At 50.7% G+C, this 17,608-nt stretch carries 14 protein-coding genes; 7 read left to right on the forward strand and 7 right to left on the reverse strand.

Annotated elements, in window-relative coordinates:
- Window positions 1-105: 105 nt before the first annotated feature.
- From DRI82_RS08020 to DRI82_RS08035, 4 genes are all read right to left on the reverse strand, one after another.
- On the reverse strand, window positions 106-918 hold the full coding sequence (locus tag DRI82_RS08020; protein ID WP_114192983.1) for a helix-turn-helix domain-containing protein: 813 nt from the start codon (window positions 916-918) through the stop codon (window positions 106-108).
- Between the two features lie 28 nt (window positions 919-946).
- On the reverse strand, window positions 947-1,258 hold the full coding sequence (locus DRI82_RS08025; protein ID WP_114193092.1) for a DUF6506 family protein: 312 nt from the start codon (window positions 1,256-1,258) through the stop codon (window positions 947-949).
- 131 nt (window positions 1,259-1,389) lie between these two features.
- Window positions 1,390-2,589 carry an SDR family oxidoreductase gene (locus DRI82_RS08030; protein ID WP_114192984.1) on the reverse strand — a complete coding sequence of 400 codons (1,200 nt, stop codon included), beginning with the start codon at window positions 2,587-2,589 and terminating at the stop codon, window positions 1,390-1,392.
- Between the two features lie 2 nt (window positions 2,590-2,591).
- Complete coding sequence (locus DRI82_RS08035) at window positions 2,592-4,340, reverse strand: condensation domain-containing protein (RefSeq protein WP_114192985.1); 1,749 nt, start codon at window positions 4,338-4,340, stop codon at window positions 2,592-2,594.
- Between the two features lie 563 nt (window positions 4,341-4,903).
- On the opposite strand from DRI82_RS08035, the gene DRI82_RS08040 reads away from it, so the two are divergent.
- On the forward strand, window positions 4,904-5,878 hold the full coding sequence (locus DRI82_RS08040; protein ID WP_114192986.1) for an alpha/beta hydrolase: 975 nt from the start codon (window positions 4,904-4,906) through the stop codon (window positions 5,876-5,878).
- A 121-nt stretch (window positions 5,879-5,999) separates the two neighbouring features.
- Window positions 6,000-7,208, forward strand: coding sequence for an MFS transporter (locus DRI82_RS08045; protein ID WP_411705125.1), 1,209 nt, complete (start codon window positions 6,000-6,002; stop codon window positions 7,206-7,208).
- Window positions 7,209-7,275: 67 nt separating this feature from the next.
- Here DRI82_RS08045 and DRI82_RS08050 read toward each other — a convergent pair whose 3' ends face one another.
- Both DRI82_RS08050 and DRI82_RS08055 read right to left on the reverse strand, forming a co-directional pair.
- Window positions 7,276-8,109 carry a MurR/RpiR family transcriptional regulator gene (locus DRI82_RS08050; protein ID WP_114192988.1) on the reverse strand — a complete coding sequence of 278 codons (834 nt, stop codon included), beginning with the start codon at window positions 8,107-8,109 and terminating at the stop codon, window positions 7,276-7,278.
- A 179-nt stretch (window positions 8,110-8,288) separates the two neighbouring features.
- A complete protein-coding gene (locus DRI82_RS08055; RefSeq protein WP_114192989.1) occupies window positions 8,289-8,798 on the reverse strand; it encodes a GNAT family N-acetyltransferase in 510 nt (169 codons plus the stop codon).
- 382 nt (window positions 8,799-9,180) lie between these two features.
- Between DRI82_RS08055 and DRI82_RS08060 the strand changes: the two genes are divergently transcribed.
- Together DRI82_RS08060 and gntR are read left to right on the forward strand one after the other, a co-directional pair.
- The gene (locus tag DRI82_RS08060; protein WP_114192990.1) at window positions 9,181-9,876 is read left to right on the forward strand and encodes a pirin family protein; all 696 of its coding nucleotides are present in this window, start codon (window positions 9,181-9,183) and stop codon (window positions 9,874-9,876) included.
- Window positions 9,877-10,011: 135 nt separating this feature from the next.
- Window positions 10,012-11,007 carry a gluconate operon transcriptional repressor GntR gene (gene gntR, locus DRI82_RS08065; protein ID WP_114192991.1) on the forward strand — a complete coding sequence of 332 codons (996 nt, stop codon included), beginning with the start codon at window positions 10,012-10,014 and terminating at the stop codon, window positions 11,005-11,007.
- A gap of 95 nt (window positions 11,008-11,102) precedes the next feature.
- Here the strand turns inward: gntR and DRI82_RS08070 are convergent, their stop codons facing one another.
- Window positions 11,103-11,696, reverse strand: a complete 594-nt coding sequence (locus DRI82_RS08070) for a YhgN family NAAT transporter (RefSeq protein ID WP_114192992.1) — start codon at window positions 11,694-11,696, stop codon at window positions 11,103-11,105.
- A 210-nt stretch (window positions 11,697-11,906) separates the two neighbouring features.
- On the opposite strand from DRI82_RS08070, the gene asd reads away from it, so the two are divergent.
- The 3 genes from asd to glgX all read left to right on the forward strand — a co-directional run bounded on the left by asd (window position 11,907) and on the right by glgX (window position 17,602).
- Window positions 11,907-13,010, forward strand: a complete 1,104-nt coding sequence (gene asd, locus DRI82_RS08075; protein WP_114192993.1) for an aspartate-semialdehyde dehydrogenase — start codon at window positions 11,907-11,909, stop codon at window positions 13,008-13,010.
- Between the two features lie 423 nt (window positions 13,011-13,433).
- Window positions 13,434-15,617, forward strand: coding sequence for a 1,4-alpha-glucan branching enzyme (gene glgB / locus DRI82_RS08080; RefSeq protein WP_114192994.1), 2,184 nt, complete (start codon window positions 13,434-13,436; stop codon window positions 15,615-15,617).
- Window positions 15,617-17,602 carry a glycogen debranching protein GlgX gene (gene glgX, locus DRI82_RS08085; protein ID WP_114192995.1) on the forward strand — a complete coding sequence of 662 codons (1,986 nt, stop codon included), beginning with the start codon at window positions 15,617-15,619 and terminating at the stop codon, window positions 17,600-17,602. Before glgB ends, glgX begins: the two co-directional genes overlap by 1 nt.
- The last annotated feature ends 6 nt before the right edge of the window (window positions 17,603-17,608 follow it).

Below are 17,608 nucleotides of genomic sequence, written 5' to 3' on the forward strand. Positions count from 1 at the left end.
TTTTGTTCAAGATACTGTTTTGTGCAAGACGACGGGACAGAGTTTACCACCCATCACATGCGTCGGACGATGATTGATACAAAAAGAGAGAGAAATACGGACGGGCTATGGAAAGAGATCGGGAGGCGCGTAATAGTTAAGCCGTCGATACTGTTGTGTTAAAAGCTCCGTAGGAGTGAGGCCGCTATATAGCCGGCATGTCTTGATAAAATGGGACTGGTCACAATAGCCGTGATGCATTGCGCTATCAAGTACATTTCCCTCGGTGAGTAACTGGCGCAGCGTTCTTTGGAATCGGGCAGTACGGCAAAAATAGCGCGCATCGACGCCGGTAAATTGGTGAATTCTTCTTTGCATCGTCCGCTCTGTCAGCCCCAACTGATTACGGATAATCGAGGGGTCATCACCGTAATAGAGTCGGTTAACGGCCCATACCACCGCCGGGTTCGCCAAATAGCAGCGGTCAAGCAGTGTCATCAGCCAGTGTTCGAGCCACATGATGCGCGCTTCGTAAGGCAAATCCAGCAACGCTGGGACAGGAAAACGCAGACCGAGATCGGCGAGTGAAATGGGGACGTCATCCAACTCATCCAATGCGATGCCCAGCAGGGGGAAACAGGTTGCCGAACGGAGCCGAATTGACAGGATATCAACGTTACCCTTGGCGGTGAATGTTAGCCGGGCTTTGCGCGGGCGAAGCAGAATGGCCCCGCCCTTGGGTACGAAGAGGTAATCAGTTGCCGATTCAGCGTTTAAGGGAATCGTCGCAACTTGCAGGGCATCACCCAGATTGAACAGGAGTTCTCCCCCCGTGCCGGGAAAGAGATCGGGCATTACCGTACCCGCCGACATTTGCCAGCACCAAAAATGGGCTATCCAATTAGCCAGACCCACGCAGGGATCACTGCGCCGTTGCATGCTGATGATTACCTCGCACTTCTCCGTTTTATTTAAACAGGCTGTCTCCGCTCACATTTCCCAGCCCTGGATGAAGGTCAAAGCGGACGACCCCGACGTGCATTTTTCCTGCCGCCTTCTCTACCATATGCGCCACACCCAGATGACCAAACCCCGCACACAATTCGATCGCCCGAATGCCTTCCTCATACAGCGCACTGAGCAAATCACCCGCCTGCAGATAATTGCTCACTGCGATCATTTTAACATGTACTTGCTCTGTTTTTACCCAGGCATTGTGCGTTTCAGCTACTGCATGAGGAGCAACAAAAATAAAAGCGGCTTTCAAAATATCGGTCATTGCAGTTTTTCCCGTTCCATTATCGCTTTTCATTATCAAGAATGGGGGATCTTACGCCCCGGCAAGATCGTCGTATTGTACCAATCCGACAGGGCATGTTTTAACACCACGGTGCTGGAGGGATTATCAGGCTAATGAGGTATTGGGTCCGGTGCATAGAAAGTCATGAAATCCTTCGCACTCCAATAGCGATAATAGGTATCCAATAGCGAAAGTATGTTGAGATTGATATCGCGCTGCTTGACGTACTGCCGCTCGATGACGAGGTGGGGCGGCTCATCAGGCTCGCAGTAAAAAGGTTTGAACGGATACAACGCATTGTCCTGATTCACTGACGCCACGTGATTTCTTGCCCATATGCGAGGATTGATTAAATCAACGCGATGCCCTCTGCTGACCAGAAATTCGAACAGGCTGCGCCAGCCGATCGAGGCTAAATAACCCAGATTGACGCACTGCTCAGGGTGCAGATTATTTATGCTGCTGTGGATCAGCAAATTAGCCAGAAGATCGACAGGACTGAGGTCAAGCTGGCGGAAACCCCACGCGGGTGCGACGCCTAATTGCAGACAACCTTTAATCAAATTGAGGGTGTGATTGCCCGCATTGAAAGTGCCATAGCGCGTGCTGCCCGTCATGGCACCCATGCGATAAATACTGCCGCGAAGGCCGCGGGAAAACGCTTCTTCGATCAGACGCTCGCACACCCATTTGGACTGGACATAGCCGTTCATAATCAGTGGGCTTTCAGCCACCGATTTCTCATACAGATGATTGCTCTGCTGGGCTGCGGCAAACAACGATGAAATATAGAAAAACCGCTTAGCCCGGCCAAGTTGGCACAGCGACAGCAATTCCAGCGTGCTGATGACATTGGCGTTACGCAGCGTCGTGTAACTATGCAAAGGATTGGCCCGCGCCCCGCAGTGATAGATTGTGTCGACAACGGCAGCTAACTGCCGCCAACGTTCAGGACATAATCCAAAACGGGCGACTTCCAGATCGCTGTTCAAGACAACGGTACGCTGCTTGTTCAATGAGATGCCGCGATCCTGGCATGCGAGATACAGTTTACTTTGTGCTTCTTCAGGCGTTTTCGCATGCACAAGACAATAGATTGTCGTCTCAGGCTGCATTTTCTGTAGCTGCTGGATCAGATGAACGCCAAGAAAACCATTGGCTCCGGTCAGTAACACATTCTCACTCGGTTGCTGTGGTGCAGTAGGGAAAGTGGCACATTGGCTCAGCCACTGATCTCGTTCACAACGTGGTTGCTGGAAGGAAGCAAACATTTGAGACGGCGTACACAGCCGGGCATTTTGACTGAACATATTCACGGCACGAATTTCCTGGCAGGGGAGTTAGCTAACGGGACGTCTGCCAAAAGCGCGGCAGAATTCAGCGCAGCAAGAATGCGACCATAATCGCCCAGTAATGCATTCATGATGTCGCATGACCAGAGATCCTGGCGATAACAGGCTTCAATCTTCATGCATCTCCCTTGCTGCAAAGTGATGTTGAGGAGTAAATCAAAGGTTGCGGGTATCTCAGGAAGCGGGCAAAACGTGACTTTTGCACCAGCCAGATTCAATTGCGTGATATCACTTTGTTGCATAACCAAAGCCACAGAACAGAGCGGATGCTGACCGTTATCGCAATAGGGCAGATCTGTTTGCGCCAGAACACGTTGCACCGGGACAAAACCGTGCTCAAACGTCGCTGTCAAATGCTGGTGGTTTTGTTGTAAAAAGGCGGAGACTGACTGTGTCATATCCACACTGGTGCGCAGGATCAGCCTGTTGGCGAAATGGCCGATGAGTCCAGAAAGGCCACTGAAAGGGCGATTTGGCCAAAGGGTGCTGAGGGCAATGTCTTTTTGCGAACAATAGTGCGACAACAGTAGTGCAAAGCCACTGTAAAAAAGGGTGAATAGCCCGGTGTGGTGTTGCGCGGCAAAACGTTCCAACTGCGAATAGAGATCTGGCGTAAGGTTAAGCGTCCGGCGCTCCGTACCTGCGCTTTTAGTCACATTAAGATTTACTGGCAAACGATCTTTTATTGGCAGATTTAGCGGCGTAACCCCTGCCAGTCTGCGCTGCCAGAAAACAAGATCAGCCGAGAAATCATGACGATGTTGCCATAAGCAGTAATCGGCGTACTGGAGTGGCAATGTGGGGAGTAAGGACGTTTTAACTGTCGGGCTGTCTCGATAGAGAATCTCCAACTCGCGGTAGAAATTTTCTATCGACCCCCCATCAGCGATGATCGAATGAAACGTTATCGATAAATACCAACTGCTTTTCATTACCTTAAAAAGAGCGATACGCCACAAAGGCCCACGAGAAAAGTCAAAGGTCTGTTCGACTTCCCTTTTGAGCCTTTGTTGTAATTCGTAACCACTGCGGAGTGTTATTAACGGCAGGGAAAAGGCAACATCATGGACATACTGATATACCTCTCCCTCCTGCTCAATAATCGAAGTTCTCAAACTGTCATGCCTGAGTATCAACTGATGGAGGGCATGCTCCAGTCGGGGAATATCCAGCTCACCCTCAATATGGAATGTGGCAGGAATGACATGCAAAGGTGTCTGCCGATGTTGATCGTCCAACCATTTTTGTTTTTGTTCGCTGGTCAGGGGGATCCATTCACCATATTGTGCCCGGTGTCGGATACTGAAAAAAGAGGTCACGGGTACATGATTTTTGCTCGAATCGATTATTTTCGCTAAATCACGCAGTCGCGGAAAAGAAAAAAACTCATGCAGTGGGCGACGGTTGCCGCTGCGCGCATGGAATATCTTTTGTACTTGAGTCACCCGCAGTGGATGTCCTCCCAAAATAAAGAAATCATCGTTGCGACCAATAGGCTGGCGAGATCCCAGTACTTCCGCCCAGATTCCGGCGAGCAGAATTTCTGTCTGCGTGCGAGGTGGCGCATAGGGTGCAGACGATCTTTTATTACCTTCCAATTCAGGCAACTGCCATTGCAGATGCACTTTACCGGCCCGACCTTTATTCGCGTGGGTGAAAGTGTATGGGGTATTTTCATGTTCAATATATTCAGATGGTTGAATCGACATTTTCTTTATTCTGCTAACCCGTTGGTAAAATGAGCACTTGATGTGTGGTTTTAATTTCCTGACATCAACTCTTTTTCCCCGTAAAAATAAGTAGTACAAATTAGTTCAGACAATGTAGTTATAATTAAGCGTTTCGATAATATGATTGCGTAATCATGCTTTTTTTAATCTAATTATGGATTGTTGGTTGAAAATGGAGCTGTTTATGCTGTGGAGGGATATTTATCATGTTCGATATAAAATTTTCAGAGAAAACTATTTCAAAGTATAATAATTCTTTCTGGCCTGAAAGTTGCTTTTACTGCTAACGATATGTTTTCGTTTGTTTATTTTTATAAGAAAAAGTCCTAGAGATCGTTACATTATTCTTTAAATAAAAACAGCGCCATCCAATATTGGATGAGTAATTAGCACAAGAAAATCTTTACTTATTTAATTTTTATGCATTGGTATTTCATTGGACTTGCGTAATGGTCAACATAAAACCACCTGATATTTTACTGTTGAGCAGGATTTGAGCATGACTTCTATACTTAATATCCGACTCGAAAAATCAGGAGTATATGATGACCCCCTTAGTCAAACCTGAACAAGCTGCTACAGAGCGTAACGTCGATAAATTTCTCAGTGAACTCAATGCCGGTGATGGCAAACCTATGGAGCAATTGACCCCTGAAGAAGCCCGGCAGGTTCTGGTCGGTGCGCAGAAATCAGTTGAAGTCGATCTCTCCGGCATTGAGGTCAGTGAAAAAGTCATCCAGTCGGGCGGGCATGAGATTACGCTGAATATTGTACGGCCATCGGGTGTGAATTCCATGCTGCCAGTGTTTATGTTTTTCCATGGCGGCGGTTGGATCCTTGGTGATTTCCCTACGCACCAGCGGTTGGTCAGGGATTTGGTCGTTGAGAGTGGTGCTGCAGCGGTATTTGTAAATTACACGCCGTCACCTGAATCACACTATCCTGTCGCGATTAATGAAGCCTACGCGGCCACGCGTTGGGTCGCTGAACATGGCTATGAAATCAAGGTGGAGGGTCAGCGTCTGGCCGTTGTCGGCAACAGCGTGGGTGGCAATATGGCTGCGGCGGTGACATTGATGGCGAAAGAACAGGGCGCGCCAGCCATTCGTTATCAGGTACTTTTCTGGCCGGTGACGGACGCCAATTTTGATACCGAATCCTATCATGCTTATGCCGAGGGGTTTTTCCTGACGCGTAACATGATGAAGTGGTTTTGGGATGCCTACACCCCAGATGCCAGCAAACGACAAGAGATTCATGCATCGCCCCTGCAAGCGGCACCAGAACAGCTGGCTGGGCTACCACCAGCTTTAATCCAGGTCGCCGAGTTCGATGTATTGCGTGATGAAGGCGAAGCCTATGGCAGGAAATTGAATGAAGCGGGTGTGCATGTGACCACGGTTCGCTATAACGGACTGATTCATGACTACGGCCTGCTGAATCCTCTCAGTGGGATCCCGGCAATAAAACAGGCGATCTCGCAGGCGGCAGCAGAAATTAAAAAACATCTCAAATAGCCTGCTTTTCCGTCAGCGTCAGTCGGCAGAAATTCTGGCAAACGCCCGATGATGAGCGCGCGAAGAGTGTGTATACTCTTCGCGCAGCTTTATTTCATTGACCAAGAGAATGTCAACGCACATGCCGCCCGCCTCGACCCCTTCCGCATTACTGACCAGTGGCCAGGTCAATTTGCGTATCCTGTCGATCATGATTTTCAACTTTTCCAGCTATCTGACTATTGGATTGCCGTTGGCCGTTTTACCGGGGTACGTTCATGATCAACTAGGGTACAGCGCCTTCTGGGCCGGGTTGGTGGTGAGCTTACAGTATTTTGCCACGCTGTTGAGTCGTCCCTATGCCGGGCGTTATGTCGATAGAGTCGGGCCCAAACGTATTGTCCTTTTTGGTTTGTCGGGCTGCCTGTTGAGTGGTGTTTTCTATCTTTTGGCCGCCTGGCAGAGCGCCGTGCCGATACTGAGCCTGACACTCCTGTGCGTCGGGCGGGTGATGCTGGGCGTCGGGCAGAGTTTTGCCGGAACGGGATCAACGCTGTGGGGGATTGGTCTGGTCGGTTCACGACATATCGGGAAAGTGATTTCGTGGAGTGGCGTGGTGACTTACGGTGCGATGGCTATCGGTGCTCCGCTGGGCGTGCTGATACATCAATTCGGTGGTTTGAAAACACTCTCCTTCAGCGTCATGTGTATTGCTGCGCTGGCAATAATGCTGGCGATTCCCAAACCGGGCGTGGCGTCGTCGGCAGCGAAACCTCTGCCTTTTTCGACCGTTCTCGGCAAAGTGTTGCCGCACGGCCTAATCCTCGGGCTGGCGTCTTCAGGCTTTGGGGTGATTGCCACATTCATTACTCTCTTTTATGCGGATAAAGGCTGGGGTGGCGCGGCATTTTCACTGACCATTTTCAGTTGCGCTTTCGTGGGGACGCGTCTGTTACTGCCCAATTGCATCAGCAAATTTGGCGGCCTGCGCGTATCCGTAGTCTGCTTCTGCGTGGAGATCATCGGCTTATTGATGGTCTGGCTGGCTGTCTCTCCGGTGATGGCATTGCTGGGGGCATTATTGACGGGCGCGGGATTCTCGTTGGTCTTCCCTGCGCTGGGCGTAGAGGCGGTCAAACGGCTTCCGCAGCAAAATCAGGGCAGTGCGCTGGCAACTTATACCGCATTCCTCGATCTTTCTCTGGGTATCACCGGGCCATTGGCCGGGCTACTGATGAGCCGCGCGGGTGTACCGGCCATTTATCTGGCCTCGGCGTTCGCGGTATTCCTGAGCCTGCTACTGGCGCTGAGAATGATACGCCAGCAGCAGGGTGAGCCGCAGAAATCCTGATTAACTGAATGTGATGGCTGGCCCGGTAAGATTATGGAAATTTACCTGGGAAGCCGATCATGCGTGGCTAATTCTTCGCATTGTAGAGTGCGAGGGACACCGCGAGCGTTTGTGCCAAACACATAGAGGCCACCTGGGAACGAAATCCATCAACCTGTGCTTCCCTGACAACAAAACAGACGTCACTGAACGCGGCCAACGGACTTACCTGGCTGTCGGTAATGGCAATTTGCTGTGCGCCCTGTTTGGCTCCCAAAGCGACAAGGTCAATCGCTTCCTGCGCATACGGAGAGTAGCTGATGGCGATCACGACGTCATTTGGCTTCACCATACTCAACTGTTCCGTGAACATACCGCCAAGTCCATCAATTAAAAACGCCCGGCGTTCAAGGTGCAGCAACGCGTAAGTCAGGTATGAGGCCACGCTGAATGAACGACGCAAACCAATAACGTAGATATTGTCGGCTTTGTTCAGCATCTCAACGGCTTTTTCCAACTGCTCAGGATTGGTCTGCATGGCTAATTGCTGCAACGCCTGAGAATTTACCATGGTGAAAACGTTGAGAATTTCAGCGGGTTTTTCAGGTACGACATTATCGTTTGTGGCGGTCTGGCGAAACAGGCGGGCGCGTTCGGTATAGTTGACGGTCTCTTTCATCAGATGTTGACGGAAGATCTGTTTCATCTCGTTGAACCCGTTGAAACCAAAGGCATTGGCAAAACGGATTAAGGTTGAAGGGGGAACATTGGCTTGCGCGGCAATCGAGGCGACCGTATCGAAGGCAATATTATTGCTGTTATCCAGGATATAGCGGGCTACCTGTTTCAAGCGTTTGCTCAGCGTGTCATAACGACGGCGGATCTCATCTTGCAGCATAGAAAGCTGAGTAGAATTATTCATTATAGGGTTCTTCGAATTGTGAAAGGAGCCCCGGCTTGCCCGGTGATTCAGATATTCTACCAGATGGATGGAAAATTTCACTGCACCACGTTTCCTGATGAACCCCCAAATATTTTGAGGATGTAGTCATATCCTCAAGACGGGCTCCAATCTGCTGGACCAATGACGACGCTTCTCTGCTATCCAGCAGAGCCAATAAGCTTTATTCGGCCCATGTGATAGGCATCGATAAATGCGCCGTTACGCAATGCAAAGTGCGGGCTAGTGCCTTCATGCTGAAAACCGAATTTACGATACAGTGCGATAGCTGCCGCATTGTCCTTGAATACCGTTAGCTCAATTCTCTGAATATTCAGCCAGTTGTCGCACATATCAATCATCGCTGCCATCAAACGGCTGCCAACACCTTGTCCCTGATAGTCAGGATGCACGCCTAGTCCAAACGTCGCGACGTGGCGTCGGCGTGGACGCTGATTGGCTTCCAGCCCTAACTGTCCGACGATTTTCCCGTCAGTGAGTGCCACCAGATTATAGAAGCCGACGGGTTGCTCAGAACTGCGTTTTACCCACTGTTCGCTGGACGTAAAGGGTAGGTGCAGGGTGTCGCTGTAAACTTCCTGATGAGCGTAAAGCTGATGAAGTTGCTGGTAATCCTCGGCTTGTACGTGGCGGATGGTGATGTCTCCCATCAATGTCTCCCTGCTTTTTACGGTTGAATAACCTTTAAAATTATCCGTTTATACGTATGAGTCAACAATAAAAAATTATTCAAAAAGAACTTTACAAATACGAATGATAATGATTATTATTGCCGTGCGTTCCGGGGAGACAGCACTGACATGCTGATGTCTCTTTGCGAAGGCACGACATTGCTCACATTGCTTCCAGTGTTTATTTAGCCAGCTCGGGTGCTGGCTATTTTTTTGCCTGAAATTCATCCATCCTCTGCTCAAATTCTCTGCGTTATCGCTGCTGGCTCGTTCTAATTTTTTGAATAGAGGGGTTAGATTTTTACGCTTTCATATTCTCAGGCTAGGGCTAAACTAGAGAAAACATTGAGGAGAGTTGAATATGATTTATCTACGTAAGGCACAAGATCGTGGTCATGCCAATCATGGTTGGCTGGATAGCTGGCACACCTTCTCCTTCGCTAACTACTATGATGCAGACTTTATGGGTTTCTCTGCATTAAGAGTGATTAATGAAGACGTGATCGATGCCGGACAGGGCTTTGGTACCCATCCGCATAAAGATATGGAAATCCTGACCTATGTTCTGGAAGGTACGGTTGAGCACCAGGACAGCATGGGTAACAAAGAACAGATCCATGCCGGTGAATTCCAGATTATGAGCGCCGGTACCGGGGTCAAACACTCCGAGTACAATGGCAACAGCGATCGCCCGCTGCATCTGTATCAGATCTGGATCATTCCTGATACCAATGGCTTACCGCCACGCTATGAGCAGCGGATGTTTGATGCGCCGCAGGGCCGTCAGCTTGTTCTGTCTCCGGATGCCCGCGACGGTTCACTGAAAGTCTTTCAGGATATGACGTTGTCGCGCTGGGCCTTGAAGAAAGAAGAGCAAACCGTTTACCCGATCGAAGCCGAACGCCGCATCTGGGTTCAGGTTGTCCGGGGCAACGTTTCCATCAACGGTTATAAAGCGTTGACCGGCGATGCCTTTGCGGTCTGGGATGAAGTGGCTCTTTCGATTCATGCCGATGAAGAGAGTGAAATCCTGTTGTTTGATTTGCCTCCTGTCTGATAGTGGCAGGGAAACAGTACGGCGAACAGTAATCAACACTGTTCGCCGTCATAGCAAAAAACCATCTCAGCGAGGTTTAACCGCTGACGGTTATGCTACACTACGTTTCCTCAACCTTAGCCCACTCCGTTGATAATGAAGAAAAAAAGGCCAGTGCTACAGGATGTTGCCGACCGCGTCGGTGTCACCAAGATGACAATCAGCCGTTATCTGCGCGATCCTGCCCAGGTTTCAGTCCCGCTACAGGGTAAAATTGCCATCGCTCTCGACGAGTTGGGCTACATTCCCAACCGCGCACCCGATATCCTTTCCAATGCCAAGAGCAGTGCGATTGGTGTTCTGCTTCCCTCATTGACCAATCAGGTCTTCGCCGAGGTTTTGCGCGGGATTGAAAGCGTTACCGATGCGCGTGGCTATCAAACCATGCTGGCGCATTACGGCTACCAGCCTGAACGCGAAGAGCTCCGGTTAACCTCCCTGCTTTCTTACAATATTGACGGGCTGATTTTATCTGAACGTCAGCACACCCCGCGTACCCTGAAAATGATTGAAGTCGCCGGTATCCCGGTCGTGGAACTGATGGACAGCGTTTCGCCGTGTGTCGATTTGGCGGTAGGTTTCGATAACTTCGAGGCCGCACGGCGGATGACCGAGCAAATAATTTCACGCGGACATAAGCATGTTGTCTATTTCGGGGCGCGTCACGATGAGCGGACGCTGATCAAGCTGAAAGGCTATGAGCAGGCGATACGAGAGGCGGGTTTGCAGCCCCATAGCATTATGACCCCGCGTTCATCATCCTATTCCGCAGGGGCAGAAATGCTTCGGCAGGCGCTGGTGGAATATCCGCAGATCGACAGCGTTTTCTGTACCAACGACGATTTGGCGGTGGGCGCAGTGTTTGAATGCCAACGGCAGGGATTACGCATTCCGCAGGATATCGCTGTGGCGGGTTTTCATGGTCACGACATCGGGCAGGCTATGGAGCCTAAACTCGCCAGCGTACTCACACCCCGCGAAAAAATGGGGCAGATTGCCGCCGAACGTTTGCTGGCAAGATTACGTGGTGAAAGCGTGACACCCCAGATGGTCGATGTCGGCTTCACCTTGTCTCCCGGTGGCAGTATCTGACACGCCTCAGGCGAAGAGGCTGGCTGCTGGCGAGGCCATTCCTGTAACGCCGCGACGCTGCGCGCAATGACCTCATCAAGATCGCCAGTGAGAGACTAAATTTTCAGGTAGGCGCGGATGCCGTCAAGGAACATCTGGGTTGAGAGCATAACCAGAATCAGACCCATCAGGCGTTCCAGTGCGCTGACCCCTTTGTCGCCCAATAGGCGCAGAAAAACGTCGGACAAGATCAGGATCACCATCGACAATCCCCAGGCAATCAGTAGCGCCACAACCAGATGAGAAATCTGGTGCGGGTATTGGTGTGAAAGCAGCATCAGGGCCGCAAGAATTGACGGCCCGGCGACCAGCGGGATCGCCAGCGGCACCAGAAACGGCTCCTCGCCAGCAGGCAATCCGCTGGCGTTGCTTTCATGCGAGGGGAAAATCATTTTTATAGCGATCAAAAACAGAATAATCCCACCGGAAATAGAGACGGTTTCCGTTCGCAGGTTAAGGAATGCCAGAATCTTTTCACCCGCAAACAGAAAAATCAGCATCAGCAGCAGGGCAATCAACATCTCACGGATCACCACAACCCGGCGTCTTTTTGGCTCAAGATGCTTCAGCACCGACATGAAAATCGGCAGGTTGCCCAGCGGATCCATAATCAAAAACAGCAGCACCGTAACCGAAATCATCTCTGTCATTGTCTACCCAATCCTGAAAAAGTCCGGAAATGCGTCCGGTAACGCCTTGTTATAAGCGGGGCTGCTAACAAATCCCTCACTATCGAATAATTTCACTTGCCACTTCGTACACATTTTGTAAGGTTGTTGATAATGTTTTTTTATGTCTGACGCTTATGGCGCAGGCTTCGGTTCAATGCAGCAACCACCTTCCATGGCAGGACAGTATTTATGAAAAATGTAGGTTTCGTCGGTTGGCGCGGTATGGTCGGCTCTGTTCTCATGCAACGCATGATCGAAGAGCGCGATTTTGATGCCATCCGCCCGGTGTTCTTCTCTACCTCACAGCACGGTCAGCCCGCTCCAGCCTTTACGGGGCAGCAAGGCACGTTGCAGGATGCCTTCGATGTGGATGCACTCAGTGCGCTGGACGTGATTATCACCTGTCAGGGCGGCGATTATACCAACGAAATCTATCCTAAGCTGCGTGAAATCGGCTGGCAAGGCTACTGGATTGACGCAGCATCTTCTCTGCGGATGAAAGACGACGCTATTATCATCCTCGACCCGGTTAACCAGGCGGTCATCAGCCAGGGGCTGGATCAGGGGATCAAGACCTTTGTTGGCGGTAACTGTACGGTCAGCCTGATGTTGATGTCGCTGGGCGGTCTGTTTGCCCACGATCTGATTGAGTGGGCGTCGGTTGCCACTTACCAGGCCGCATCGGGCGGTGGCGCGCGCCATATGCGTGAGCTTCTGAGCCAGATGGGTATGCTGCACAACGACGTGGCGAAAGAACTGCAGGATCCTGCCTCTGCCATTCTCGACATTGAGCGCAAAGTGACGGCATTGACCCGCAGTGGCACACTGCCAATGGATAACTTTGGTGTTCCGCTGGCGGGTAGCCTGATTCCATGGATCGACAAACAACTCGACAACGGTCAGAGCCGTGAAGAGTGGAAAGGCCAGGCTGAAACCAACAAAATCCTGAATACTTCGAGCGTGATCCCTGTTGATGGCTTGTGTGTGCGCATTGGTGCACTGCGTTGCCACAGTCAGGCATTCACCCTGAAACTGAAAAAAGATGTGCCGCTGGGCGAAATCGAACAGCTTCTGGCGACGCATAATGATTGGGTTCGCGTCATCCCTAACGACCGCGAACTTTCCATGCGTGAACTGACGCCTGCTGCGGTTACCGGCACGCTGAATACACCAGTGGGCCGCTTGCGTAAACTTAACATGGGGCCGGAGTATCTTTCAGCCTTTACCGTCGGAGACCAGCTTCTCTGGGGAGCGGCTGAACCTTTGCGCCGCATGTTGCGCATAGTGCTCTAATTCGTCGCGGGGCGCTTGTCGCCCCGCGTCCTTTTCTGTTTCTTCATTTCTTGTCAGCAGACCGCCAAAACGGTGTCCTGTTTCGGACTCGTTTGGCAAAAAAAACAGCGTTATTCTGAAAAGACGATAGGGCTTCTTTCTGTTTTTCGGAGTGAGAAAAATTCCCTGTCTTTTCCCCGATTTTCTTAACAACCTTTGTCTATGCTTAAACGTGGTAGAGCGGTGTCATGCACTGCAATTGGCCGCGCAAGTAAAACAGAAAAAGAGTGGAATGGGAGGAAGCGCACAAGAGAAATTCGCAATACTGCTCCTTAGTCACGCTTTTAAGGGGCGAAGGATAGCAATATGGGAATGGAGCCTTTATTTGGTAATTAAATGAAGTAGTTAAATTTAATCATACCATTAGTCATAGGACGAAATGCCATGTCAGTACTTCCCGATCAACATGTGATAAATCAAATATTTTCCGGCCACTATGCCGATCCTTTTTCAGTTCTCGGCATGCATCAGGTCGCGGCTGGCCTGGAAGTTCGTGCATTGTTGCCCGACGCCAGCCAGGTTTGGGTAATTGATACCCAAAGTGGGAAAAAAGTGGCAGAACTCGCCCGCCGTGATGAGCGGGGCTTTTTTGTTGGCGTTATGCCACGACGCAAGAAAACTTTCCGTTATCAACTGGAAGTTATCTGGAACGATGAAACCTACAGACTGGATGACCCTTACCGCTTTGGCCCATTGCTACAGGAACTGGATATCTGGTTGCTGTCAGAAGGCACCCACCTTCGCCCGTATGAGCGACTGGGCGCGCATTTGTCCTCGCTGGATAACGTCGACGGTGTGAGTTTCATGGTGTGGGCACCAAACGCCATGCGCGTTTCGGTAGTTGGCGAGTTTAACTTTTGGGATGGTCGCCGCCATCCAATGCGTTTTCGTAAAGAGAGTGGTATTTGGGAGCTTTTCCTCCCCGCTGTCCAACGTGGGCAGACTTACAAATATGAAATCATCGACAGTAACGGCAATATTGTCCTGAAAGCCGATCCTTACGCTTTCGAAGCACAAATGCGCCCTGAAACCGCATCGTTGGTCAGCCCGCTGCCAGAAAAGGTGGTCACAACGGCTGAACGCCAACGCAGCAATGATTTTGATCGCCCGATCTCGATTTATGAAGTTCATCTGGGTTCCTGGCGACGTCATACCGACAATAATTTCTGGCTCAGTTATGGTGAGCTGGCAAAACAACTCATCGATTACGTTAAATATATGGGTTTTACCCATATCGAGTTGATGCCGATAAATGAGCACCCTTTTGACGGCAGTTGGGGATATCAACCGTTGGGCATGTATGCGCCAACGCGTCGTTTCGGTTCGCCAGACGAGTTCAAGGCGTTCGTAGACAGTGCGCATGAGGCCGGGATTAACGTCATTCTCGACTGGGTGCCGGGCCATTTCCCGAGTGATAATCACGGGTTGGCGCAATTTGATGGCACCGCACTGTATGAATATGCCGACCCGCGTGAAGGCTATCATCAGGACTGGAATACGCTGATCTACAATTATGGTCGCCATGAAGTCAGGAACTATCTGGCAGGCAATGCGTTTTACTGGATTGAGCGCTATGGCATTGATGCCCTGCGCGTTGATGCCGTTGCGTCCATGATTTACCGCGATTACAGCCGCGCTGAAGGTGAGTGGGTACCCAATTACTACGGCGGCAGGGAAAATCTTGAGGCCATTGCGTTTCTGCGATACACCAACCAGACGCTTGGCAAAGAGTTGCCTGGCGCGGTGACGTTAGCAGAAGAGTCAACGGATTATCCCGGCGTGACATTGCCCCCGGATTCAAATGGTCTGGGATTCCATTACAAATGGAACCTGGGCTGGATGCACGACACGCTCAATTACCTCAAAAATGATCCGGTTCACCGCAAACACCACCACGATCTGCTCACGTTCGGTATGCTTTACAACTATACCGAAAACTTTGTCCTGCCTCTGTCGCATGATGAGGTTGTGCACGGCAAAGGGTCGCTTCTCGATCGCATGCCTGGTGATGCCTGGCAACAATTTGCCAACCTCCGTGCCTATTACGGCTTCATGTGGGCCCATCCTGGTAAAAAGCTGATGTTCATGGGCTGTGAATTTGCCCAGGGACGTGAGTGGAATTTCGATACCAGTCTGGACTGGCATTTACTGGAAGGTCACGACGGCTGGCATAGCGGCGTGCAAAATCTGGTTCGCGATCTCAATCACTGTTATCAGCAGCAGGCACCTCTTTACGAATTGGACTTTGAGCGACAGGGTTTTGAATGGTTGGTCGTCAACGACCATGAAAATTCTATTTATGCCTTCCTTCGTCGCGATAAGTCTGGCCGAGAATTGATTGCCGTCAGCAATTTCACCCCGGTTCCACGTTATGGTTATCGTATAGGAATCAATCAGCCGGGGCGTTATCGCGAAATTCTCAATACCGACTCCCATTTCTACCGCGGTAGCAATCTGGGTAATCAGGGTGAGCTTTTCAGCGATGCGATTGGCAGTCACCAACGTGAACATTCACTGTTACTGACCATCCCCCCATTGGCAACGATTTATCTCATCAAGGAGGGGTAATGAGTCAACTCGAAAAAGGTTCTCCTTCACCAGCGGGGGCTTTGTTTGATGGTAAGGGAATCAATTTCAGTGTCTTTTCAGCAAACGCGGAACAAATTGAACTCTGTTTATTTGATAAGCACGGAAAAGAAGAGCGGCTGGTATTGCCCAGCCGCAGTGGTGATTTCTGGCATGGCTATCTGCCCGGCGGAAAGCCAGGGCAGCGCTATGGTTTTCGCGCATCGGGCCCGTTTGAGCCAATTCGCGGGTTGCGTTTTAACCCGCATAAATTGCTGGTCGATCCTTACGCCCGTGAATTAGAGGGGCGCGTTACCGATCATCCCTTTTTATATGACGGCATTAACCATCCTGATGAGCAGGATAGCGCCAGCGTTGCCCCAAAGTGTGTGGTGAGCCACGAGGAGTTTGACTGGGGGAACGACACGCCGCCGGGTACGCCGTGGGCGAAAACGGTGATCTATGAGGCGCATGTCCGGGGGCTGACGCGGCTGCATCCGGATATTCCCCAGGAGATCCGCGGCACTTATGCGGCACTCGCCCATCCGGTGATGATTAAGTACCTGATGGCGCTTGGGATTACTGCGATCGAATTGCAGCCTGTGCAGTGGTTTGCCGATGAGGCACGCCTATTGCGGCTGGGGTTAAGCAATTACTGGGGCTATAACCCGCTGGCACCTTTTGCGGTCGATCCGCGTTATGCCTCAAGAAAGGATGGCGTCTCGGCGCTGAATGAATTCCGTCAGGCGGTCAAAGCGCTGCATGAGGCCGGTATTGAAGTCATTCTGGATGTGGTGTTCAACCACACAGCAGAGTTGGATCTCGAAGGTCCGACTCTTTCGCTGCGTGGTTTGGATAATCGCAGCTACTACTGGCTGCATCAAAGCGGTGATTACGACAATGTGACCGGCTGCGGCAATGCTATCCGGCTGGTTGATGACGCTGTAGTGCAATGGGTCATTGATTGTATGCGTTTTTGGGTCGCGGAATGTCATGTGGACGGTTTCCGCTTTGACTTGGCAACGGTGTTGGGACGTACTCCCACTTTTCGGCAAGACGCGCCGCTGTTTATTGCCATGCAACAGGATGACCTGCTGTCACGTTGCAAAATGATCGCTGAACCCTGGGATATTGGCCTGGGTGGTTATCAGTTGGGAAATTATCCTGGGCACTTTGCCGAGTGGAACGATCGCTATCGTGATGATATGCGTCGTTTCTGGCTCAACGGGCGGATGCCATTGGGACAATTTGCCAGTCGTTTTGCCGCATCAAGCGACGTTTATCAGCGCGGGCAGCGCAAGCCGTATGCCAGCATCAATATGATGACGGCGCACGATGGCTTTACTCTTCTCGATTTACTCAGTTTCAACTATAAACATAATCAGGCTAATGGAGAAAATAACCGTGATGGCCACGGAAATAACTATAGTTTTAACCATGGAACAGAAGGATTAGAGGCAGAAGAGGCGGTAATTGCACGTCGTCATAATGTGCAGCGCTCGCTGCTCGCTACGTTGCTGTTATCGCAAGGGACGCCAATGCTGCTGGCCGGGGACGAACAGGGCCACAGTCAGCAGGGCAACAACAATGCGTACTGTCAGGACAATGAAATAACCTGGCTCAATTGGCAAAACGCCGATCGATCCCTTACTGAATTTACCGCTGGTTTGATCCGGCTGCGTCAGCAGATCCCTGCTTTGCAGCAAGACGATTGGTGGCAGGAAGGAAAAGACGATGTGCGTTGGCTGAATGCCCAGGGGCGTCAAATGAATCCGCAGCGTTGGGAGAGAGGACCGCAGCAGCAACTACAAATCCTGCTCTCCAGTCGTTGGTTGGTCATGATTAATGCGGCAGACAGTGAATGTGATATGGCAATACCTCAAGGTGTATGGGTTGCTGTCCCTCCATTTAATCAGGAAGAAAACCAGCTAGAGCACGCGCTCTGGCGTGCACCAGCGCATTCAATTTGCGTGTTCGCACAAGAATAAAGGAGT

This window comes from Edaphovirga cremea, from assembly GCF_003332275.1.
Lineage (GTDB): Bacteria > Pseudomonadota > Gammaproteobacteria > Enterobacterales > Enterobacteriaceae > Edaphovirga > Edaphovirga cremea.